Source organism: Corynebacterium sp. HMSC14H10, assembly GCF_001807105.1.
GTDB lineage: Bacteria > Actinomycetota > Actinomycetes > Mycobacteriales > Mycobacteriaceae > Corynebacterium > Corynebacterium jeikeium_D.
Genome location: NZ_KV787412.1, coordinates 49252 through 70196, shown reverse-complemented (window position 1 = coordinate 70196; position 20945 = coordinate 49252). Strand labels below are relative to the sequence as shown.

General features: G+C 58.8%; 19 protein-coding genes. 13 read left to right on the top strand and 6 right to left on the bottom strand.

What is annotated here, in order from left to right; all coding sequences use genetic code 11:
- The first annotated feature begins 12 nt into the window (after positions 1 to 12).
- Both HMPREF3135_RS02755 and nucS read left to right on the top strand, forming a co-directional pair.
- Positions 13 to 516, top strand: a complete 504-nt coding sequence (locus HMPREF3135_RS02755) for a DUF2550 domain-containing protein (protein ID WP_016422460.1) — start codon at positions 13 to 15, stop codon at positions 514 to 516.
- A gap of 77 nt (positions 517 to 593) precedes the next feature.
- Positions 594 to 1286 carry an endonuclease NucS gene (gene nucS / locus HMPREF3135_RS02750; RefSeq protein WP_005509457.1) on the top strand — a complete coding sequence of 231 codons (693 nt, stop codon included), beginning with the start codon at positions 594 to 596 and terminating at the stop codon, positions 1284 to 1286.
- A 364-nt stretch (positions 1287 to 1650) separates the two neighbouring features.
- Here nucS and mce read toward each other — a convergent pair whose 3' ends face one another.
- The gene (mce, locus tag HMPREF3135_RS02745) at positions 1651 to 2103 is read right to left on the bottom strand and encodes a methylmalonyl-CoA epimerase (protein WP_005509354.1); all 453 of its coding nucleotides are present in this window, start codon (positions 2101 to 2103) and stop codon (positions 1651 to 1653) included.
- Between the two features lie 31 nt (positions 2104 to 2134).
- Between mce and HMPREF3135_RS02740 the strand changes: the two genes are divergently transcribed.
- Both HMPREF3135_RS02740 and HMPREF3135_RS02735 read left to right on the top strand, forming a co-directional pair.
- Entirely contained in the window at positions 2135 to 2440 is a 306-nt protein-coding gene (locus HMPREF3135_RS02740) for a thiamine-binding protein (protein ID WP_049172056.1), read from the top strand.
- Positions 2441 to 2524: 84 nt separating this feature from the next.
- Positions 2525 to 3574: a co-chaperone YbbN gene (locus HMPREF3135_RS02735; protein WP_049172058.1), complete on the top strand. Its 1050-nt coding sequence runs from the start codon at positions 2525 to 2527 to the stop codon at positions 3572 to 3574.
- 51 nt (positions 3575 to 3625) lie between these two features.
- Here HMPREF3135_RS02735 and HMPREF3135_RS02730 read toward each other — a convergent pair whose 3' ends face one another.
- Complete coding sequence (locus tag HMPREF3135_RS02730; protein WP_016422463.1) at positions 3626 to 4021, bottom strand: TIGR02611 family protein; 396 nt, start codon at positions 4019 to 4021, stop codon at positions 3626 to 3628.
- Positions 4022 to 4354: 333 nt separating this feature from the next.
- On the opposite strand from HMPREF3135_RS02730, the gene HMPREF3135_RS02725 reads away from it, so the two are divergent.
- Complete coding sequence (locus tag HMPREF3135_RS02725) at positions 4355 to 5527, top strand: serine hydrolase (RefSeq protein ID WP_049190092.1); 1173 nt, start codon at positions 4355 to 4357, stop codon at positions 5525 to 5527.
- Between the two features lie 128 nt (positions 5528 to 5655).
- Here HMPREF3135_RS02725 and glgB read toward each other — a convergent pair whose 3' ends face one another.
- Positions 5656 to 7851, bottom strand: a complete 2196-nt coding sequence (gene glgB, locus HMPREF3135_RS02720; protein WP_049172061.1) for a 1,4-alpha-glucan branching protein GlgB — start codon at positions 7849 to 7851, stop codon at positions 5656 to 5658.
- Positions 7852 to 8031: 180 nt separating this feature from the next.
- Positions 8032 to 10062, bottom strand: coding sequence for an alpha-1,4-glucan--maltose-1-phosphate maltosyltransferase (locus tag HMPREF3135_RS02715; RefSeq protein ID WP_049194095.1), 2031 nt, complete (start codon positions 10060 to 10062; stop codon positions 8032 to 8034).
- Between the two features lie 140 nt (positions 10063 to 10202).
- On the opposite strand from HMPREF3135_RS02715, the gene HMPREF3135_RS02710 reads away from it, so the two are divergent.
- The 8 genes from HMPREF3135_RS02710 (at position 10203) to HMPREF3135_RS02675 (ending at position 18902) form a co-directional block, all read left to right on the top strand.
- Positions 10203 to 11039 carry an ABC transporter ATP-binding protein gene (locus tag HMPREF3135_RS02710; protein ID WP_049194094.1) on the top strand — a complete coding sequence of 279 codons (837 nt, stop codon included), beginning with the start codon at positions 10203 to 10205 and terminating at the stop codon, positions 11037 to 11039.
- Between the two features lie 6 nt (positions 11040 to 11045).
- Positions 11046 to 11885, top strand: a complete 840-nt coding sequence (locus tag HMPREF3135_RS02705) for an NUDIX hydrolase (RefSeq protein ID WP_049194093.1) — start codon at positions 11046 to 11048, stop codon at positions 11883 to 11885.
- A 54-nt stretch (positions 11886 to 11939) separates the two neighbouring features.
- Complete coding sequence (locus HMPREF3135_RS02700) at positions 11940 to 13124, top strand: THUMP-like domain-containing protein (protein WP_049194092.1); 1185 nt, start codon at positions 11940 to 11942, stop codon at positions 13122 to 13124.
- 337 nt (positions 13125 to 13461) lie between these two features.
- Positions 13462 to 14247, top strand: a complete 786-nt coding sequence (locus HMPREF3135_RS02695; RefSeq protein WP_049194091.1) for an electron transfer flavoprotein subunit beta/FixA family protein — start codon at positions 13462 to 13464, stop codon at positions 14245 to 14247.
- 54 nt (positions 14248 to 14301) lie between these two features.
- Positions 14302 to 15246 (top strand): electron transfer flavoprotein subunit alpha/FixB family protein, encoded by a 945-nt coding sequence (locus HMPREF3135_RS02690; RefSeq protein ID WP_016422471.1) that lies wholly within the window; start codon positions 14302 to 14304, stop codon positions 15244 to 15246.
- Between the two features lie 207 nt (positions 15247 to 15453).
- Positions 15454 to 16650 (top strand): cysteine desulfurase family protein, encoded by a 1197-nt coding sequence (locus tag HMPREF3135_RS02685; protein ID WP_101738709.1) that lies wholly within the window; start codon positions 15454 to 15456, stop codon positions 16648 to 16650.
- Positions 16651 to 16713: 63 nt separating this feature from the next.
- Positions 16714 to 17853 (top strand): tRNA 2-thiouridine(34) synthase MnmA, encoded by a 1140-nt coding sequence (gene mnmA, locus HMPREF3135_RS02680; RefSeq protein ID WP_070437874.1) that lies wholly within the window; start codon positions 16714 to 16716, stop codon positions 17851 to 17853.
- Positions 17850 to 18902: a uroporphyrinogen decarboxylase/cobalamine-independent methonine synthase family protein gene (locus HMPREF3135_RS02675; RefSeq protein ID WP_070437870.1), complete on the top strand. Its 1053-nt coding sequence runs from the start codon at positions 17850 to 17852 to the stop codon at positions 18900 to 18902. The genes mnmA and HMPREF3135_RS02675 overlap by 4 nt, the downstream gene beginning before the upstream one ends.
- Positions 18903 to 18907: 5 nt before the next feature.
- On the opposite strand, the gene HMPREF3135_RS02670 is transcribed toward HMPREF3135_RS02675, so the two are convergent.
- Both HMPREF3135_RS02670 and HMPREF3135_RS02665 read right to left on the bottom strand, forming a co-directional pair.
- Positions 18908 to 20068, bottom strand: coding sequence for an ATP-binding protein (locus HMPREF3135_RS02670; protein ID WP_049190099.1), 1161 nt, complete (start codon positions 20066 to 20068; stop codon positions 18908 to 18910).
- A gap of 139 nt (positions 20069 to 20207) precedes the next feature.
- Positions 20208 to 20876: a 3'-5' exonuclease gene (locus HMPREF3135_RS02665; protein ID WP_049194088.1), complete on the bottom strand. Its 669-nt coding sequence runs from the start codon at positions 20874 to 20876 to the stop codon at positions 20208 to 20210.
- Between the last annotated feature and the right edge of the window lie 69 nt (positions 20877 to 20945).

Below are 20945 nucleotides of genomic sequence, written 5' to 3'. Positions count from 1 at the left end.
GGCTGGCAGATAGTGTTTTCAAGCGTAACCATGATGTCAATCATGTTCATGATTATCGGTGCGATGTTGATCGTCGGCGGGGTCCTTGCCCTGTGGCGTTTCGCCAGCCTGCATGCAAAAGGTACTCCTGTTATTGCTCGTCGCCTTCCTGCAGGTGATGGCAGTCATTGGCGCCATGGTGTCATTGTTTATTCCGAGTCGACGTTGAAGATGTACAAGCTACGTTCGCTGCGTCCTGGCTGTGATGCCGAATTTGCCCGTCACGATGTCACTATTGTGGATCGCCGAGATCCGACTGACATCGAGGCGGGTTTTTTCGCGCCCGGGCTTCGGGTAGTCAGGATTAAAACGGGGAAAAATACCGAATGGGAGTTTGCCGTGGACTCGTCCTCGGATACTGCGCTGGTGGCGTGGGTGGAGTCGAAGCCGTCGTCACGCCAGACTCGTGAGTTTCCTACAGACATTGAGCGCCGTTTCCGTTCGGCTTATAACCGCGGCCGAGGAAGTCAGTATTAGCCTCGGACGACAGGCTATTGCTAAGGCTCTAGTGGGTATTGTTTTCTCCCGCGCGGCAGTCACGTTAGGGTAGGGGAATGCGCCTTGTGATTGCTGAATGCACCGTTGACTATGTCGGTCGCTTGAATGCCCATCTGCCTCATGCCCCGCGCTTGCTGTTGGTGAAAGCTGACGGTTCTGTTTCTGTGCATGCCGACGACCGTGCATATAAGCCTCTAAACTGGATGACACCGCCGTGCACGCTGACGGAGAAGGATATTCTCGACGAGTCGGGGGAAGACACTGGTGAAAAGCTCTGGGTCGTTGAGAATAAGAAGGGCGAGCAACTTCGTATCACTATCGGCAAGGTGCTGGCTGATAGCACGTACGAACTGGGAGAGGACCCTGGCCTGGAGAAGGACGGGGTAGAAGCGCATCTACAGGAACTCCTTGCAGATCAGTTCACAACGTTTGGCGAGGGCTACACCCTGATTAGGCGCGAATACCCAACCCCGATCGGACCGGTGGATCTGCTTGGCCGCGATGAAAACGGCGCCACCGTTGCAGTCGAGGTTAAGCGTCGGGGCGGTATCGATGGTGTTGAGCAGCTAACCCGTTACTTGGAGATGCTGAACCGCGATGAGCTGCTGGCACCGGTGGAAGGGATTTTTGCTGCCCAGGAGATTAAGCCACAGGCCAAGACTCTGGCAGAGGATCGTGGGATTCGCTGTGTGACCGTGGATTACGACGCCCTGCGTGGCCTGGAGTCCAATGAATTGCGGTTGTTCTAGCCATGCCTAGGCGAAACCACAAGCGGCGCGGTAATCAACGAGGCAACCAACGCGGCGGGCGTAATAACCACGGCCAGAATCGCGGCAGCCTGCCCGCATTTGGCAGTTCTTTCCAAAACACCCGCACTGAATCTGGGCCTGCCGGTTGGCAGGACGTGGACTTTGCGGTGCGTAACATCAGCGCTGGACAGTCGAAAAAGGTTTATCGCTGTCCAGGGTGCGACCAGGAAATCATGCCCGGGACCTCGCACATCGTAGCTTGGCCGCAGGATTATGGTGCAGGCGCCGATGACCGGCGTCATTGGCACACTAACTGCTGGCGCAACAGAGCTCACCGCACTATCACGCGCCGCTGGGGATAGATCTACTTAGCCGGCTCAACGAGCTCCAGCAGGACGCCACCGGCATCCTTCGGGTGGATGAAGTTGATGCGCGAACCTGCGGTACCGATCTTCGGCTCCGGGTACAGCACCCGGGTGCCCTGCTCCTTCAGGTGCGCCATCAGCGCCTCCAGATCAGTGACGCGAACTGCGTACTGCTGGATTCCTGGACCCTTCTTGTCCAGGTACTTTGCAATCGTGGACTGGTCGTTCAGTGGCGCGAGAATCTGAACCAGAGTGCCACCTTCAACCTTGTCGGCCGGGCCGACCATGGCCTCGTGGACGCCCTGCTCTTCATTGACTTCATCGTGGTAGTTGATGAAACCAAGGTTTGCGCGGTACCACTCAATAGCGGCATCAAAATCCGGGACTGCGACGCCGACGTGATCGACAGCGACTACGTACTTATGGGGAACGGGAATCTGTGTCTCACTCATAGTTTCCAGGGTACTCGCTATTATCGGCGGCATGATTGTCGCATTTTCTGTTGCCCCCACTTTCTCCGATCCCGAGCAGGGAATGGCGGAGGCGGTTGCTGAAGCCGTGCGTGTTGTGCGCGAATCCGGCCTGCCCAACGAGACCAATGCCATGTTCACCCTAGTTGAAGGCGAATGGGATGAGGTGATGGATGTCATTAAGCGAGCTACGGAAGCAGTCAGCCGTGTCAGTCCGCGTACTTCTCTGGTCATCAAAGCGGACATTCGCAACGGATATACCGGGCAGCTGCGTGCGAAAGTGGATGCGGTCGAGGATGCGCTGAAAGCCACCGACTAGTCTCTTGTTCGGATTGGACACGTAGGCTCTACATAGGTCTTTACATAGGCTTTACGACGACACTGGAGAGGAACCCCTTTGACGATGCCAGCTGGACATGGTCACGCACATGGCCATTCTCATGGTCACTCGCATGGAGCACACGGTCACCGCGAGTGCTCGACTCCGCCGCCACCACCCGGCACGGTTGATTTGGAGCAGCTCCACCAGCGCGCCGAAGCCGAACGTAAGCGCCGAGAGGAGATCGAGCGGGCAACCAGTGATCAGGGAAATGGGCTTCCTCCTGTAGTTGAGATTGTCCCGCAGACCCTTGAGGCAGAAGTCGTTCTGCGCTCGGAGCAGGTCCCGGTTATTGTCTTGATCGGCATGGCTGGAGCAGCTGATTCGTTGCGTCTTCGGGCTGAGCTAGAAGGCATGGCCCGTGAGGCTAATTTGAACTGGATCCTGGCGTGGGCAGATGCTGAGGAGCATCCGCAGCTGGCCCAGGCATTCGGTGTGCAGGCAGTGCCGACAGTCACGGCTGTGGCTATGGGCAGTCCCATTGGCATGTTTGTCGGCGAGAAAACCAGGGATTGGCTGGAGCAGTGGCTGGCGCAGGTTATGAAGGCCACTCGGGGTCGTCTCAAGGGGTTGCCGGCGGGAACTCGTATGGCTGGGGAGGGCAGCGGGCCGGAGGCTCCGGAGCCGACTGACTTCTTCGGCAATCCCGTACCCACCGATGACCCGCGTTTGGAGCAGGCTGAAGAGTTGCTCGAGGAGGGCGATTTCGACGGAGCGTTGGAGCTGTATGACGCTATGCTGCAGTCCGAGCCCGCAAATCAGGGGCTGAAGCGCGCTCACGCGAATGTGTCCTTCTTCGCCCGCGCTGCCAAAATCGATCGCAGCGCAGATCCAATTGCAAAGGCCGACGCTGCGCCGAAGGACGTCGCGCTCGCCCTCGATGCCGCGGATGTCACGATGCTTGTCGACGATCCAGCGAAGGCGCTCGATCGTTTGTTGAAGTTGCTCCCGCAGGTGTTTGGCGATGACCGTGAGGCCATCAAGTCGCGTCTACTAGAGCTGCTTGTGCTATTCGATACCGCAGATCCAGTGGCATTGGATGCACGCCGGAGGATGGCTAGCGCACTGTACTAGGAGTACTGGACTAGGGGCACTGTACTAGGAGCCTGGAAAGCGCTCAGGCTCCTAGCTTGAAGCGTCGGTGTATGGCCAGTCATCCGGAGCCATGAAGTAGTAGACGCTGCCCATTACAGCGGCCATAAACGCCATTAGCAACAGGAAAAGTGTTGCTTTCATTGCCACATGACGCTCCGCATACCAGGCGTAAAAGGCGTCCAATTTTGCTGCCAACCAGATGTTCAGGCGACGTGTCGGCGGATGCACCAACGAGAGAATTCCCAGTGCAACAAAGATGCAGAGCCATCCGGGAGCAGGAGTTGGCAAAATGATAATGCCAACAATGAGCAATACGAAGCCTGCGACGAGAAGAACCGGGGAGAGTACCGGCCCATACCAGGTGTTGCGCATATGGGCATGGCGAATCTGCATGCGGTCCATCAAGCGATGTACCTTTTCCTTCATTGCGATTCACTTCCTCCGATTTTCGGTGCCGTGCGCTATTTCTAGCAGCGGTCTCGGACGAGGCATCGTTGAAGCATTAAGCATCAAATGTGCAGCTCAACTGCCTGGGTGCACCGTTGGACATTGATTCTTTTAATCATGTCTATATTTAATCCATTGTTGCACAAAAGCTGCGCCCCAGTGCAACGAGATTTTTCGGAAGGTGGTAATCTTCCAACAGTTCTCAGTGGTTTACAGCAGTTACCACTGCATCTCATCCACCTGTTCACCTCAGACAGTTCATACTGCGCTAGGTGCCTTTGGTCTTCAGTTTTCTGCAGCCAGGAGTTTTGCATGCGACTTCGCCCCAAAGCCCTTCGCGCTACTTCCGCCTCGGTCATTGTTGCGCTTTCGGCCTCGACTCTGTTGGCGGGGTGCACCATCGATGTCCCAAGCACCACCGGGTCCAAGGCCACCACTGCTACCACAAAACCTAATGCTCCAGATAACGGTTGGGATGCTTCCGAGGAAGTCACCTGGTCTGATGCACAGGACGTCCTCGATACTGCGGCTAAGAGTTTCTCCGACAACTATGGCATTGATTTAGGTGTCTATTTGCGTGTCATTGACGGTCCATACAAAGGGCTCACGGCGTCGGTAGGCGAGGATACGAAGGAGTACTCCGCATCGACCATCAAGGCTCCGTTAGTGGTTACTGCGCTGAAGAAATTCGGCGATGACCTAGACAAGACGGTGACGGTCGATTGGGACAATGGTGTTGGCGGAAGCGTGATTGGCCCTGGCCAATACACGCTCGACGGGCTGTTGCAGTACGTGATGCGGTATTCGGACAACACCGCGGCGAATGGGTTGATTGACGCTGTCGGTGGTTTCGACGAGGTCAACAAAACCATCAAGGAAGCCGGTGTTGATGACAAGCGCTACCACCTGGGCAACAAGTTCAACATCCCCAATCCCAGCGGTGATCGGTCCTGGTTTACTCCCTCTCAAGCTGCGCTGTTCATGGCACGTCTCCAGGAAGTGGCCGATGGCACCTCAAAGCACAACTTCATTACCAAGGACACGGCACAAACTGCATTGACCTACCTCACTTACGGTGGTTCGCAGAAGTTTGTGATGTACGTCGGCTCCGCAGTCCAGAAGACCGGTGACACTGCCGAGGGCGTTAATGACCACGGTATTTTGTACACCGCAGCCGGCCCCATCGCTTACGCCATTACGACGCGCTTTGATGAGGTGCCGCTCAATGAGCTTACCGACGGCCTGCTCGGCCAGCTGGGTTCCCAAATAGCCCAGCTTCTGCCGGATTACAATCGCCTTGGTAAGGATGGCAAGCCACTGACTGCTAAGCAGGCTGCGACGTGGAGCGCGGATGAGGATGGCGACGGCATTCCTGATCGTATCGGAACCGACAGCATGGATGGATCCGGGTACATCGATGATTCAGATTCTGCGAATTACAACGAATCTTTGGAACCTGACTGGTTCAATCCGTTCCGTGGATAGGACCTGGATACGCTCCCCAAAACAAAATTGCCCGTGAGTCAGGTTTTCAGGCTGAAACTCAGATCACTGAAAACCGTGCAGCACGGGCAATTCCTATGTGATTGTCTTTTGTTTGGCTGGATTCGGGACTAGCCCTGCCACTTCAGCCAAACGGCGGTGTTGGCCGGCAGCACCAAATCAATCGAGTGAGCCTGGCCGTTCCAACCGTGCTCGACCGCGGTCACAGTACCGTTTTCACCGTAGCCGGAGCCCTCGTAACGCGATGCGTTTGTGTTCAGAATCTCCGTCCATTGGCCACCGCGCGGTACGCCAATCTTGTAGATTTCCTGCGTGGTTCCCGACAGGTTATAGACGCAGGCGACGACCGAGTCATCGGTGCCGTAACGGACAAAGGACACAACATTGTTTGTGGAATCATCCGCGTTAATCCACTGGAAGCCCTCTGGGCGGTCATCCTGGGTGTAGAACGCTGGGTTTTCCTTGTAGATGGCGTTGATGTCCTTAACCAGCAGCTGAATGCCGCGGTGGAATTCGCCGCTCCAACCTTCGAGGTTGTCCCAAGCCACGGACTCATCGTGGTTCCACTCGTGGTTCTGGCCAAGATCCTGACCCTGGAATAGAAGCTGCTTGCCCGGGTGCGCCCACATGAAGGTCAGGAAAGTACGTAGGCCTGCGGCCTTATCCCAATCGCCGCCCGGCATGCGCTCCCACAGCGAGCCCTTGCCGTGCACGACCTCGTCGTGGCTAATCGGCAGAATGAACTCTTCCGAGTAGGCGTAGACCATAGCGAAGGTGAGCTCATGGTGGTGGTAGGAGCGGTAAATCGGCTCCTTGCTGAAGTACTCCAGCGTGTCATTCATCCAGCCCATGTTCCACTTCATAGAGAAGCCCAAGCCACCGTGCTCGGTAGGTGCGGTCACACCCGGCCAAGAAGTAGATTCTTCGGCCACGGTGAGGAAGCCCGGGTTGTGCTTGTGTACCGTGGCGTTGAATTCCTGCAGGAACTGAACAGCATCGAGGTTTTCACGGCCACCGTACTGGTTCGGCAGCCACTCGCCTTCATTGCGGGAGTAGTCCAGGTACAGCATGGAAGCCACTGCGTCGACGCGCAGACCGTCGATGTGGAACTCTTCTGCCCAGTACAGTGCGTTGGCGTAGAGGAAGTTGCGTACCTCGTTGCGGCCGAAGTCGAAAACGTAGGTGCCCCAGTCGCGCTGCTCGCCGCGGCGCCAGTCCGGGTGCTCGTAGCAAGCCGTGCCATCGAAGCGGGCAAGTGCGAACTCGTCCTTCGGGAAGTGCCCCGGAACCCAGTCCATGATGACACCGATGCCAGCGGCGTGGAAGGCATCAACTAGACCGCGGAACTGATCTGGGGTGCCGAAGCGGCTGGTCGGAGCGTAGTAGCCGGAAACCTGATAACCCCAGGAACCGGTGAACGGGTGCTCACATACTGGCATGAACTCCACATGGGTGTAGCCCATGTCGACCACGTAACGCACCAGCTTCTCCGCCATAACCTCGTAGCTCAGGCCCTGCTTCCAGGAACCCAAGTGGACCTCGTAGATAGAGATGGGCTCTTCGGTCCAGTCTGTGTTGGCGCGCTTTTCCATCCACGCTTGGTCGCTCCAGGCGTAGTCGGAGGTCGCAACAATCGACCCGGTAGCCGGTGGGAGCTCAGCAGCACGCGCCATCGGGTCGGCCTTATCGCGACGCTGTCCCTCCGGTGTCGTGATGGCGAACTTGTAGACTTCGCCCTCACCCACACCCGGGATGAACAGCTCCCAGATACCTGCGCCACCCATAGAGCGCATTGGGTACTGCGCGCCGTTCCACATACAGAAGTCACCGACCACGGCGACGCCGCGTGCGTTCGGAGCCCAGACCGTAAACGAGGTGCCTTCGACCGTACCCAGCTCTGTGTCGTAACTGCGAAGGTGAGCACCGAGAACCTTCCACAGTTCCTCATGACGTCCCTCGCCGATTAGGTGTAGGTCACCAGCGCCGATAGTGGGGAGGAAACGGTAGCCGTCGGCACGCTCTACGGTCTCGCCGGAGTCCCACGTAATGCGCAGACGGTAGTCGAAGTCATCGCCGCCGGGGACGAGGGCGGTGAAGAAACCGTCGCCCAGGTTCTCCGCTTCAAACTCGCCGCGCGTGCTGACGACAGTAACTGCCTGAGCGCCGAAGACCCTCGTGCGAATAACCGTGTCACCGTCCACGACGTGTGCGCCGTAGATGCTGTGCGGATCGTGATGGGTGCAGTAGCGCAGGCGATCCATATCGCCGGAATCAATTGCGAGGCGGGGATCTGTGTGGGCTCCCATGGAAGGTCCTTCCGAAGCGTTTCTAGGTAGGTGAATGTGAAGTTGTTGAGTTAAGTTTTAAAGAAATAGAGGGAGGTAGGGGACAGTGGGCTGCTAACTCACCCGCCAGCCTAACGACGAATCGTTGCGACAGTGGTCAGGTCAGCGGCCCACTAACCCCGAAAGTTCCCAGCAAGCGTTCTAGCCCTCGTAGTCGGGGACGTCGCGCCAAGCCAACTTGTGGCGGAGCTTGACATCGATTTCCGGCAGCTTGATGATGTGCGCAACGTTTTCCCACGGTGCCAGGCGGACGTAGTTGTCCTTGCCCCAGTTGAACTGGTTGCCGGTAATCAGGTCAGTGACATCCATGCGGTCGTGGTTGCGGAGCCCGATGCAATCCATGTCGAGGTGCACGGTAGCTTCCTGGGCATTCCACGGATCGAGGTTGAGAACAACGAGGATGGCATCGCCGGTGACCGGATCGAGCTTCGAGTAAGCCAGCAGGTTGTCATTGTCGATGTCGTGGAAGTGCAAGTTGCGCAGCTGCTGCAGAGCAGGGTGCTCCCGACGAATCTTGTTCAGCGTGGCAATGAACGGCTCCAGCGAGTTGCCGGTGGCCAGTGCCTGGTCGTAATCGCGGCTGCGGAGCTGGTACTTCTCGCTGTCGAGGTACTCCTCGGAGCCCTCCTTGACCGGAACGTTTTCAAACAGCTCGAAGCCGGAGTACATGCCCCACAGCGGAGACAGGGTTGAAGCCAGCGCGGCGCGGATGGCGAAGGCGCCACGGCCGCCCTTGACCAGGAAGTCATGCAGAATATCGGGGGTATTGACCCATAGGGATGGGCGAGCGATGTCCGCATGGCGGGTAATCTCCTCGCCGAATTCGGTCAGCTCTTCCTTCGTAGTCTTCCACGGGAAGTAGATGTAGGACTGAGTGAAGCCAGCCTTGGCCAGGCCGTAGAGGCGGGCCGGGGCGGTGAAGGCCTCGGCGAGGAAGATGACCTCCGGGTTGGTTTCGTGAACGGTTTCAATCAGCCATTCCCAGAAGTTGCCCGGCTTGGTGTGGGGGTTATCCACGCGGAAGACCTTGACTCCACGCTTGACCCAAAACTTCACTACACGCAGAACCTCTGCGTACAGGCCCTTGGCATCGTTGTCGAAATTCAGCGGGTAGATGTCCTGGTACTTCTTCGGCGGATTCTCGGCGTAGGCAATGGTGCCGTCCGGCAGCACGGTGAACCACTCCGGGTGAGCCTTAGCCCAGGGGTGGTCCGGTGCACACTGGAGCGCTAGGTCGATAGCGACCTCGAGGTCGCGCTCCTTAGCAGCCTTGATGAATTCCTTGAAGTCCTTTTCGTCACCGAGGCTCGGGTGGATGGCGTCGTGGCCACCTTCTGCGGAGCCGATAGCCCACGGAGATCCGACATCGCCCGGTTCCGGGGTCAGGGTGTTGTTGCGACCCTTGCGATTGATTTCACCGATTGGGTGAATCGGGGGCAGATAGACCGTGTCGAAGCCCATGCGCTGAGCGCGATCAAGCTGTGCAACCGCAGTCTTGAATGTGCCGTGCAGCAGCTCGCCATTTTCGCCGTAACCACCGTTGGAACGGGGGAAGAACTCATACCAAGAGGAGTACAGGGCTTCGCGGCGGTCAACCTTGATCTTGCGGGTCTTTCCGCGGGTCAAAAGGTCGCGCACCGGGTGCGCCTGCAAAATGGCGCGGGTTTCGTCGGAAAGCGCGGCTGCAATGCGGGCGCGAAGATCGCCGTCGCCGCGCAGACCTGCGGCGATGGAGCGTAGGTGGTTGCGGTGGATAGCAGCGGCACCAGCGGCGGCGCGGTCGAAGAGAGCGGCGCCAATTTCTAGATCATTAGCGAGTTCAGCTTCGCTCTGACCCGCCTCGAACTTCTTGGTGATAGCGTTGCGCCACGTTGCCATCGGGTCGGACCAGGCATCAATGCGAATGGTCCACAGCCCGGGAACGTCTGGGACGAAGGTGGCGTTGACCTGATTTGGATCATGGTCAGAAAAGTGCATTGGAATGCGCTGTGAGCGGGAAGCAAAAGCTGATTCCTTCGGTCCCTTGACGTTGAGCGTGGCGTTCATCGCGTCATGGCCTTCTCGCCAAATGACGGCAAAGGTTGGGACGACTTCACCCACTACGGCCTTCGATGGAGTTGCACCACCGTTGATTTGAGGACGGATGTCATCAATACCGATTCGACCAGTCATAAAAGACGTTCTCCTAATTGTCGGCGAGCTAGGTGAAAATCGAAGCAAAACCATCTCGAGTGAACTCGATTTGCTCTCTACCGAGGATAGATGAGAATGTCCAAGCGCACATTTGGGCAAAGTTAGGGCACCATGGATGTGTGGCTGAATTGGAAGAAGACTTTAACGAAGATTTGCTACTCGACTTTCGCGACGTAAACCTCATCCGTGGTGGCCGTACGCTGGTCGGGCCGGTCGATTGGCAAGTAGAACTTGACGAGCGCTGGGTCATCATGGGGCCGAACGGTGCAGGCAAAACTTCTTTGATGCGCATTGCTGCAGCGGAGGAATTCCCGTCTTCAGGGGTGGCCCATGTGATGGGCGAGCAGATTGGGCGCACCGACATGCGTGATTTGCGCACCATGATTGGTTTGACATCATCGTCGATTGCTCACCGCATTCCCAATGACGAAAAGGTCGCGGACCTTGTTATTTCCGCCAGTTACTCCGTCCTGGGGCGCTGGCGTGAGACCTATGAAGAGATGGATTTCGAACAGCTCTCCGAGATTCTCGAGCGCATGGGCGCTGAGCATCTTGCAGACCGCACCTGGGGCACTCTCAGCGAGGGAGAGCGCAAGCGCGTACTCATCGCACGAGCCATGATGGTCAACCCCGAATTGCTGCTTCTCGACGAGCCGGGAGCCGGGCTCGACCTGGGCGGTCGCGAGGACCTGGTCGGTTACTTAGGCGAACTCGCACTCGACCCGGATGCGCCGGCGATGGTGATGATTACGCACCACCCGGAAGAAATTCCGTACGGCTTCACCCATGCGATGCTCCTCGACGAAGGCAATGTCATCGCACAGGGGCTTATTGACGACGTCCTGACCAGCGAGAACCTGACCAGGGCTTTCCACCAGGAAATCGTCGTCGATCGCATCGATGATCGCTACTTTGCGCGCCGGGCACGGCCTGCTGGAAAGCACCGGAAGAAGTAGACGCTCATGGCGGTTCCGACACCTGAAACCCCGAATACGCCCGCGTCGCCGAAACTGGCAGCGACCGTGTTGCTGCTCCGCGACACCCACTGCGGGCTCGAGGTCTACGTTCAAGAACGCGTATCCTCAATGCGCTTTGCGGCCAACATGACCGTGTTTCCTGGCGGTGGAGTAGACCGGCGTGATTTCCCAGCTGTCGCGAATGAGGTCATGGCCGTGACCGGACCGTCGGAAGCCGACCCCGAGTCGCGGATCGCGCAGGCTTTTAACGTCGGTCGCGCGCGGGCGCACGCGCTCACCTGCGCGGCCGTGCGTGAGACCTTTGAGGAAACAGGCACTCTGCTGGTTCGCGATGCTGGCGGTGAGATTGTCGCAGATGGCCACCGCTTCCACCGTCAGCGACGACAGTTGGAAGCCCACGAGTTGTCGTTGACGGATTTCCTTAGCAATGAAAATCTGGCGCTCGATGCCGAACTCGTCAGTCCTTGGGCTAACTGGGTGACACCCGAATCCAACCCCATTCGCTACGACACCTATTTCTTCCTCGCCGCGCTTCCCGACGGTCAAAGGGCCGACGGTGACACCTCTGAGGCATCATCTTCAGGCTGGTTCCGCCCGACTACGATTTTGGATGGATGGCGCCGTGGGCTACTTGGCCTCATGCCTCCGACCTGGGCGCAACTGACTCGCTTGGACGGTGTCAGTACTGTGGCGGAGGCTCTCGAGGCGGCCAGAAACACTCCGGTGCGACGCACCAGTAGTGACTTCCTCGGGGAACCTTTTATGGATGAGTACTTTGCCGTTGCCACCCACATGGGGCATTTGCGCAAAGGTATGAACCGTTAGCCGACTACTCAACCCCCGTTAACCGGCTGATCCCTAGTTGGAAGGAGATAACGAGTGTCCCTGTCCGCTGCAGAGGTGGCCGCTGTTGCTGCTCACCCGAAGTGGCTAGATGAGGCCGACCAGCTCGCGCTCACTAAAAAGTCTCTGATTGCAGACTCCGCGCATCTACGCCAACACTGTGGCGAGTTTGGTCGCGCGGTCATTGAGGTCGCGGCAGCTCGGCGTTCGGCGGTCAGCAAACTGCCAGGGGACTGGATCTTCTCTTCCGAAGCAGCGCAACAGGCCACGCCCTTTGTCGTCGCGATGGCTCGCGCCCGTAGGCTTGCGCATCTCGGTGTCGAAGCAGTGGCCGATGTGACCTGCTCCATCGGTACTGAAGTGGCAGCAATTGACCACCTGGGCCTGACCGTTGTCGGGTCTGATCTCGACCTTGCACGGCTGGCCATGGCGCGGCATAACGTCGGCAAGAACATTTTCGCGCAGGCCGATGCTTTGCAACCGGCCTTTGACGCACCCGTCATTGTCGCTGACCCTGCACGCCGCTCCGGGGGCCGCAGGATCACCAACCCGGAGGACTTGCTCCCGTCGCTGCCGGCGCTCATAGCCGCCTGGCCCGACAAAGAACTAGCTATCAAATGTGCGCCGGGCCTCGACTTCAGCGAGTGGAGCGGGGAAGTGGCTGTCACTTCGGTGGACGGTGCGGTCAAGGAGGCGTGTCTATATACGCCGGGGCTGGCCGGAGTTACCGATGGGCAATCCGTAACGCGATCGGCGATGGTTATCCAGACCGTCGATAAGCACAGGCCGTTAGAGTTGTCGGCGGTGGACGTGCAGACCTACGACGACACCATGCCTGACGACGTCGATGTGCGCGCTGCCGGCCGGTACATCATTGATCCGGATGGGGCGATTGTGCGCGCCGGGCTGGTGCGGCATTTTGCGGCGGCGCATGGGCTCTGGCAGCTCGATGAGCGGATTGCGCACGTCAGTGGCGATGTTTTGCCGCAGGGGATTGCCGGGTTCGAAGTTATTGAGCAAGTGGGGTTGAAGCAGGTTCGCAAGGCACTGGCAGCGTTGGATTGCGGATCGGTGGAGATTCTCGTGCGCGGGGTAGACGCCAACCCCGACGCGTTGCGCAAGCAGTGGAAACTTAAGGGCTCCAGGGCATTGGCGGTGGTTGTCACGCGCATCGGACGGAGCGCGACGGCGTTTATCTGTCAGCCCCGGGAGATCGGTTAAGGACCGCTTTACGACGGAAAACTGGTGGGGGTAGCCCGTTGGGGATCGGTGTTTGCTGTCGGCGAATACTGCGGAGATAGCTGCAGTTGATTGCGTACTATTAACGTCTGACATGCGGAAATAGCATGTTGGCGGGCGGGCTGTGCTCGTGGTGTAGAAAAAAAATTAAAAAAATAACGACATTGTTATCTGGATCACCTTCGCATTGGCGATAGGTTCTGTTATCTTCAACACAGACGACCTAGAGCGTGGCCTGGTTCACTTTATTGTGAGGCGGCTTGCGAAGTAAGGTCAGATAAACGTTCACCAGTAATCAACCAGTAAGGACGACAGAAAAATGCCGAACATCGTGGTTCTGGTCAAGCAGGTTCCGGACACCTGGTCCGAGCGTAAGCTCACCGATGACAAGTTTGTCCTCGATCGTGAGTCTGCAGACGCAGTTCTCGACGAAATTAATGAGAACGCTGTTGAGGCTGCCCTGCAGCTGAAGGAAGAGCACGGCGGAAACGTTACCGTCGCAACTGTTGGCCCGGATCGTGCCATCGAGGCACTGCGCAAGGCTCTGTCCATGGGTGCAGACGACGCCGTCATTCTTTCGGACGACGCACTTGAAGGTTCCGACGCTGTTCAGACCGCATGGGCTCTGTCCAACGTCATTGACACCCTCGAAGATGTTGACCTCATCGTCACCGGTAACGCCTCCACCGACGGTGGCACCGCTTCCGTCCCGGCTATCCTCGGTGTCTACCGCGACCTTCCGGTTCTGACTCACCTGCGTTCCGTCGCTATCGACGGTGACTCCATCACCGGTGAGCGCGAGGTCGAAGACGGCATCTACCAGCTCAAGGCATCCCTGCCGGCAGTCGTTTCCGTCACTGAGAAGGCTAATAGCCCGCGCTTCGCATCCTTCAAGGGCATCATGGCCGCTAAGAAGAAGCCGGTCACCGAGCTGACTCTGGACGATGTTGCTGCTGAGGCAGAGCAGGTTGGTCTCGAAAACGCTGCTACCGGTGTCACTGGCTCCACTCCGAAGCCGGCTAAGACCGCTGGTGAGCGCATTAACGATGAGGGAGACGGCGGCGCCAAGCTGGCCGAGTACCTCAAGGCCCAGAAGTTCATCTAAGGCGCTTGACGCGAATAGAAGACAAATAGAGATACAAGTAGGAGAAAGATCACTATGACCGACGTCCTCGTTCTCGTCGAGCACGCAAATGGCGAGCTGAAGAACACCACCGCTGAACTGCTGACCGCTGCTTCCGCATTCGGCACCCCGGCCGCAGTTGTCGTGGGTACCCCGGGTACCGCTGCTGGCTTCGCAGACACCCTGGCCTCCTACGGCGCTGGCGAGATTCTCGCTGCTGAGTCCGACGATGCCGACAAGTACCTGATCACCCCTGAGGTTGACGTTCTCGTCGGCCTGGCCTCCGAGCGTGAGGTTCCGGTGCTGGTTTCCGCTTCCGCAACCGGCAAGGAAATCGCTGGCCGCGTCGCTGCGCTGACCGGTTCCGGTCTGCTGTCCGACGTTGTTGCTATCAACGATGACGCTTCCGTTAAGTACTCCATCTTCGGTGGCGAGTACATCGTCGACGGTGTCGGCTACGGCGCATCCCCGGTCTACGCTCTGCGTCCGGGCTCCGTTGACCCGGAGGAGAAGTCCGGTTCCGCTGACGTTACCGAGATTGCATTCCCAGAGATCGGCAACAACGCTGTCGAGATCGTTTCCTTCGCACCGGCTGAGGGCGGCGACCGTCCGGAGCTGACCGAGGCTAAGCTGGTTGTTTCCGGTGGCCGCGGTGTCGCATCCGAGGATGGCTTCAAGAACGTTGTTGAGCCGCTGGCAGACGTTCTCGGCGCAGCTGTTGGTGCTTCCCGTGCTGCTGTTGACGCTGGCTACTACCCGGGTCAGTTCCAGGTTGGCCAGACCGGTAAGACCGTTTCCCCGGACCTCTACGTTGCTCTGGGTATTTCCGGTGCTATCCAGCACAAGGCAGGTATGCAGACCTCCAAGACCATCGTTGTGGTCAACAAGGACGAAGAGGCTCCGCTGTTCGAGATTGCTGACTTCGGTGTCGTCGGTGACCTGTTCGACGTTGTCCCGCAGGCTATCGAGAACCTGAAGTAATACGCACTTGCCTTAAGGCTGCTAGTTGCGTAAGGCTGCTGGCCGAGAGTCAACTCGGCTAGCAACTACCCGCTCGGGGTGGGCACAGATTTCCTGTCTGTTCCCGCCCCGAGCATTTTTTGGTCCTACTCATCTGTTCGTGCAGACAGTGAGGTTTAACTATGGCGGATAGTGAGCATAAGGCGCACGCAGCGTTATACTGCCTGCATGCTTAATGACCACATCGTTGCCGCTCCGGACGAGAAGAGTGAAATGAAGTCTGCTGCGAAGACCCGTTACTTTGTGGATCATGCCGCGACTACACCATTGCGCCCAGAAGCGCGCACGGCAATGGTCGAGAACCTAGGTCTGGCCAACCCCTCGGGGCAGTACGCCACCGCACGCATTGCGAAAAAGGTTCTGGAAGAGTCCCGAGAAGAAATTGCAGAGCTGCTCAGTGCCGATCCCATCGAGGTAGTTTTTACTTCCGGTGGAACTGAGGCCGACAATCTAGCGATTTCAGGCCTGTACTTCAAGGCCTCTGGCTCGGACATTGTGGTTCCACCAATCGAGCACGATGCAGTGTTGAAGACATGCCACCATCTGGAAAAGGAACACTGGGCCAAGATTGTTGAGGCTCCTGTAGGTGCTGATGGTCGCGTTGACATGGTGCAGTTCCCGGAGATGAGTCGGCAGAACACCGCGCTGGTGACGTGCATGTGGGCGAACAATGAGACCGGCACCATCCAGCCGGTGGAGGAGATTGCCAAGCGGGCGAAGGATGCTCGCGTGCCTTTCCATATCGATGCTGTGCAGGCAGCCGGACATCTGCCCATTGATTTCCACGCAAGTGGCGCCACTACAATGGCCATCTCCGCGCACAAGTTCGGCGGTCCCCGTGGGATTGGGGCGCTGCTTGTTCGTCGTGAAGCGAAACTTACCCCGCATAACAACGGCGGCGGGCAGGAACGCGGACTGCGTTCGGGCACGCAGGACGTGGCGTCGGCGGCGGGCATGGCGGCAGGACTGCGCGCGGCGGTGGACACGATGGCGGCGGACGATGAGCGAATCCGCGGTCTGACGCAGCAGCTCATCAGGGCAATCATGCACATCGACGGTGCGATTATCCACACCAGCGAGCTCGCTTTGCCGGGGCATGTCTACGCCAGCTTCCCGGGCGCGGAGGCCGATAGTTTGATCATGCTGTTCGATGCGGCGGGAATTGACTGTTCTACGGGATCGGCATGTAGCGCGGGCGTTAATCGTCCCTCGCACGTGCTGATGGCGATGGGCGTTTCGGAGCCGGAAGCGCGGTCGTCGATTCGTTTTACGCTGGGGTACACCTCGACGCAGGCGGATGTCGACGCCGTCATTTCGGCGCTGCCGGAAACGGTCGAGCGGGCGCGGCGTGCTGGCATGGCTTAGTTTTTGCCCCGTGGTGGTACGGTGACACGTGCACAAAATCTAGAGGGGAAAGGTTGCAACGCAATGCGAGTTCTTGCAGCAATGAGCGGTGGTGTGGATTCGTCCGTGGCTGCGGCGCGTGCATTGGCCGCAGGTCACGAGGTCGTCGGCGTGCACTTGGCGCTGTCGAAAGATCCGCAGTCCGTTCGCGCCGGATCCCGCGGCTGCTGTTCGCTAGAGGACTCCGGCGATGCCCGCCGCGTCTGCGATGAGCTGGGCATTCCTTTCTACGTCTGGGATTTCTCCGAGCGCTTCAAGGAAGAGGTCATGGATGACTTCTACGACTCCTACGAGCGCGGCGAGACGCCGAACCCATGCCTGCGCTGCAATGAACGCATCAAGTTCGCCGCTCTACTAGAGCGCGGCATCGCGCTCGGCTTCGACGCTGTGGTCACGGGGCACTACGCTTTGCTTGGCGACGACGGCCTGTTGCGCCGCGGCCGCGATGCGAAGAAGGACCAGTCCTATGTCCTGGGCGTGCTGGATCGCGAGCAGCTGCAGCGCTCGATGTTCCCGGTAGGAAACACCGAGAAGCCAGAGATTCGTGAAGAAGCCCGCGGGATGGGACTAGGCACTGCCAACAAGCCGGACTCTTACGACATCTGCTTCATCCCGGATGGCAATACCAAGGCGTTCCTGGGCGCGAAGATTGGCCGTCGCCCGGGCACCATTGTGGATAAGGAAACTGGCGACACCGTCGCTGAGCACGACGGTGTCTACGGTTTCACCATTGGTCAGCGCAAGGGGATTGGCCTGGCGGGGCCGATGCCGGATGGCAAGCCGCGCTATGTCACCGGCATTGATGCAGAGACCGGCACGGTGACAATCGGCACGGCTGCGGACTTGAATGTCAACGTGCTCGAGGCCGACCGTGCCATCTGGCTGGCCAACCCGGATGAAGTACTCGCTGCCTCGGAGGCCGGCAAGCTGCAGGTGCAGGTGCGTGCGCACGGTCGCCCCATCGACTGCCGTATTGAAGTGCTGGCAGGACCTGACGATGACATCACCGGACGCGGTGGCGCCTTCCGGCTGCGCCTGAGCGATCCGCTCCGTGGTGTCGCTCCTGGCCAGGCCGCTGTTTTGTACCACACTGACACTGCGGGCGACTACGTGCTGGGCTCCGGCACGATTGTCTCGACCGCCCGTGAAGAGGACTTGTCGTGACCTCCTTTGTCGGCCTTGGCCCGATGCCGGGCCGCAATCCACACGAGGCGGCAGAGATTGTCATTGGCGAATGCCTGGAAGGTCACCTCACGCTACCGACGTTGCCCGCCCGTGGGTTCGGCGCCGATGCCGTCGGTCGCACGGCCGCCCTCATGGCTGACCTCGTCGTCGACAGGGGAGCGCGCTCCTGGAAAGTCGCCGACCGTCGTGGTCGCGCGAGTGCCTTGGCCACTGATTATCTCCACCGAGACATCGACGCGTGCGAGGAAGCGTGGGGACGCACCCCGCAGAAAATTCGCCTGACCGCTCTCGGCCCATGGACGATGGCGACTTCGGTGGAAAATGCCGCAGGCCATCTCATCGCCGTTGACCGCGGCGCCGTGAAGTACTTCGCGCAGTCGCTGGCCGCGGGATTGGCTTCCCACATCGCCGATGTCCGTCGGCGTTTCGACAGCGACATCGAAGTACTTCTGGCAGAACCCGCACTCGGCGCAGTCGTACAGGGCAAAATCAAGGCCCCGTCCATGCTGATGGGCAACGCGGGTTATCTCCCCGCCCAGGGGCACCGCGAGATCGCGGAGATCTTCCTCGAAGTCACAGGGCCGCTGCGTGACGACGACATCGAAGTGACCATCGCGCTGTCGAGCCCCGATGGCCTGGCTGTTCAGGCCTTGGCGGATTCCGGTGCGGCCGGAGTGTGGCTACCTCGCAAAGAACTGACAACCACGCAGCAACTGGATTTTGCGGCTGCCGTGGTCGGTGCCGATATGTCCCTGGAGCTGGGTATTGTGCCAGTGACGGTCACGGAGCGAGAAGAGCACACGGGCGTCCCGGTGGCGACACCGGCTCGAGCACTCGCTGAGCAAGCAGCGCTGTTCTGGGATGAGCTGGGCTATTCGCGCCTACAGATTGCTGAGAGCCTGAATCTGGCGCCGATGGGCGGCTTTGCTGCCAGCTCCAATGGAGAAGCACAGGCGCAACTCGGCGCAGGCCGTAATGCCACGGAGCTTCTTCGTCGGGCAGCCGGTGACTTGGCTCGCGACGAATAGCGACCTTATTCCACCAGCGTATTGAGGTAATCGGCGAAGTAGGGAAGTGTGAATTCCACGTATCCCGTCGACGCTGACACAATCAGCTCGCGGTAAATCAGGTCATGGCGAAGCTGTGAGATGCCAGAGAGTTTGCGTCCCATGGTCTCTGCGATGGCGCTCGTGGCCACGGGCTTTCCATTGGGGGAGAGGCTCGCCATCGCTTTGAGAAAATCAATCTGGCGAGGTGGTACTTTTCGCAGGCTGGGCGCATGAACTTGCAGCCCGATGCGGCGGATTGATTCCGCTGCCGCATCCGAGACATGCTGAGCGGTAATGGTGTCCGAGTGGGCCAACCTGGCCTTAGCCCAAGCGACTGAGCCAATGGTCTGTATGAGATACGGGTAGCCGTGGCTGAGTTCAGCGGCCAGCTCGACGGCATCCTCAGTCATCGCACGTTCGCCGAGTTCTGCAGTTCTGCGAATGATGTCCTTGGTGGTCTCCACGTCCAATCGGCCCAGAGACACGCGCTCGGCACGGCGTAAGAATGTTGCGCCCTCTAGCTGGAGCAAGTCTTCGATACCGCTGGGCAGCCCGGCTGCGACAAAGGCAATCTCCGCATCGTCGCGATTTAGGTCCTGGATTGCATGGGCAATTTCGTTGAGCTGTGCGGGGTCTGCACTTTGAACCTCGTCGAGAGTGAGCAAGATGCCGGATCCCTGTGGCATGAGGAGAGCCGAGAGATCCTGAAGTTGGCTGAGCAGATTCCTGCCGGGCTCGGGCTGAGAAGTGCTGACTTCCGTCTTAAACCCGCCAATGCCGGCGATGGACAGGCCGGTGAGGTGACGGCCCTTGCCCGTCGGTGCACTGTCAATGGCACTGAAAGTGCGCGGAATGGTGACATCGGTGAGTTCAGAAATCATTTCAGAGCCGATGTGAGCACGCAGCACAATCCATCCCAGTTGCTTTGCTGCGGCTTCAAACTCGTTGAGAAGTACCGTCTTACCGATTCCGCGGGTACCGGAAATTAGCGCGGTTCGCCAGGGATTACCGGGGCCTTCCGCCAGAGCCAGCTCAAACGAGTCCAGCTCGACATCGCGCCCACCGATGATGGCCGGGGATCGGCCGAATGTGGGGTGGAAAGGATTGCGTGGGATGGAGATGGCCTTGTCGCCGCGAGTGGTCACGCATCAATCATAGCAATGGATAATCCACATCGGCTTGGATAACTTGGATATTCCGCCGAATTTTGGATATTCGATTTCCATTGGATAATCACAAAACTCTGGATATTGGGAGAGCCGGGGAGGGTGAGGGGGCCGCTGCTCAGTCCATCGGCCACCCGAAGGTGAAGTCCGACGTATCCTTACCTTTTTCGGTCAGGTACTGCTGCAGGTTCTTCTTGTACTGGTAGTACGCGACGGCCTGCAGCTCCATCAGCTCTTCTCCCGATTTTTCGGTTAGCTCCCGGTAGTGGCGCGCCATCACCCATGCGATGCGCGCAGCCGCCAGAGCATCTTCGGTGGCATCATGTGCCCCGTCCAGGCGCACCTGATAATGGCGGGAGACATCAGTCAATGTGCGTTTTTCACGACGTTCCGGATCAAAATAGTGGTCCAGCACAAAGGGGTCGACGACGAGGCCGTCAACGGTAAAACTGGGATCCTGCGAGCGCAGTACCGTCAGATCATAAGCCGCGTTATAGGCCACTACGGTCAGACCATCGCGCCAGGCAGCTCGAAGGCCGGCAATGGTATCCGCTAGCACTTCATCGTGCGGGCGCCCCTCCGCGCGAGCTTTTTCAGTGGTGATGCCATGCACATCAGACGCAGCTTGCGGAATTTCGACACCGGGATTAGCGAGCATGATGGTGGAATCTTTGCCCTGCTCAGTCAGTCGGACCAGTGCGGAAGTGACAATCTTGCAGGTGCGAGGATCCGTGCCGGTAGTCTCCAGATCAAACGCGAGCATGCGTCGCGGATCGAAATTATGCATGTCTCAACTGTAGCGGAGAGTGCGGATTCGCTGAGGGGCAGGAACAAGGTCAAGAGAATTTCCGTGTCC

Bases quoted from the DNA above. Each gene is read 5' to 3' on its own strand.
- nucS (WP_005509457.1), top strand. From the start codon at position 594: ATGCGCCTTGTGATTGCTGAATGCACCGTTGACTATGTCGGTCGCTTG.
- glgB (WP_049172061.1), bottom strand. From the start codon at position 7,851: ATGGGAGCCCACACAGATCCCCGCCTCGCAATTGATTCCGGCGATATG.
- HMPREF3135_RS02690 (WP_016422471.1), top strand. From the start codon at position 14,302: ATGACCGACGTCCTCGTTCTCGTCGAGCACGCAAATGGCGAGCTGAAG.
- HMPREF3135_RS02705 (WP_049194093.1), top strand. From the start codon at position 11,046: ATGGCGGTTCCGACACCTGAAACCCCGAATACGCCCGCGTCGCCGAAA.
- HMPREF3135_RS02685 (WP_101738709.1), top strand. From the start codon at position 15,454: ATGCTTAATGACCACATCGTTGCCGCTCCGGACGAGAAGAGTGAAATG.
- HMPREF3135_RS02715 (WP_049194095.1), bottom strand. From the start codon at position 10,062: ATGACTGGTCGAATCGGTATTGATGACATCCGTCCTCAAATCAACGGT.
- HMPREF3135_RS02740 (WP_049172056.1), top strand. From the start codon at position 2,135: ATGATTGTCGCATTTTCTGTTGCCCCCACTTTCTCCGATCCCGAGCAG.
- HMPREF3135_RS02735 (WP_049172058.1), top strand. From the start codon at position 2,525: ATGCCAGCTGGACATGGTCACGCACATGGCCATTCTCATGGTCACTCG.
- HMPREF3135_RS02665 (WP_049194088.1), bottom strand. From the start codon at position 20,876: ATGCATAATTTCGATCCGCGACGCATGCTCGCGTTTGATCTGGAGACT.
- mce (WP_005509354.1), bottom strand. From the start codon at position 2,103: ATGAGTGAGACACAGATTCCCGTTCCCCATAAGTACGTAGTCGCTGTC.
- mnmA (WP_070437874.1), top strand. From the start codon at position 16,714: ATGCGAGTTCTTGCAGCAATGAGCGGTGGTGTGGATTCGTCCGTGGCT.
- HMPREF3135_RS02695 (WP_049194091.1), top strand. From the start codon at position 13,462: ATGCCGAACATCGTGGTTCTGGTCAAGCAGGTTCCGGACACCTGGTCC.
- HMPREF3135_RS02725 (WP_049190092.1), top strand. From the start codon at position 4,355: ATGCGACTTCGCCCCAAAGCCCTTCGCGCTACTTCCGCCTCGGTCATT.
- HMPREF3135_RS02730 (WP_016422463.1), bottom strand. From the start codon at position 4,021: ATGAAGGAAAAGGTACATCGCTTGATGGACCGCATGCAGATTCGCCAT.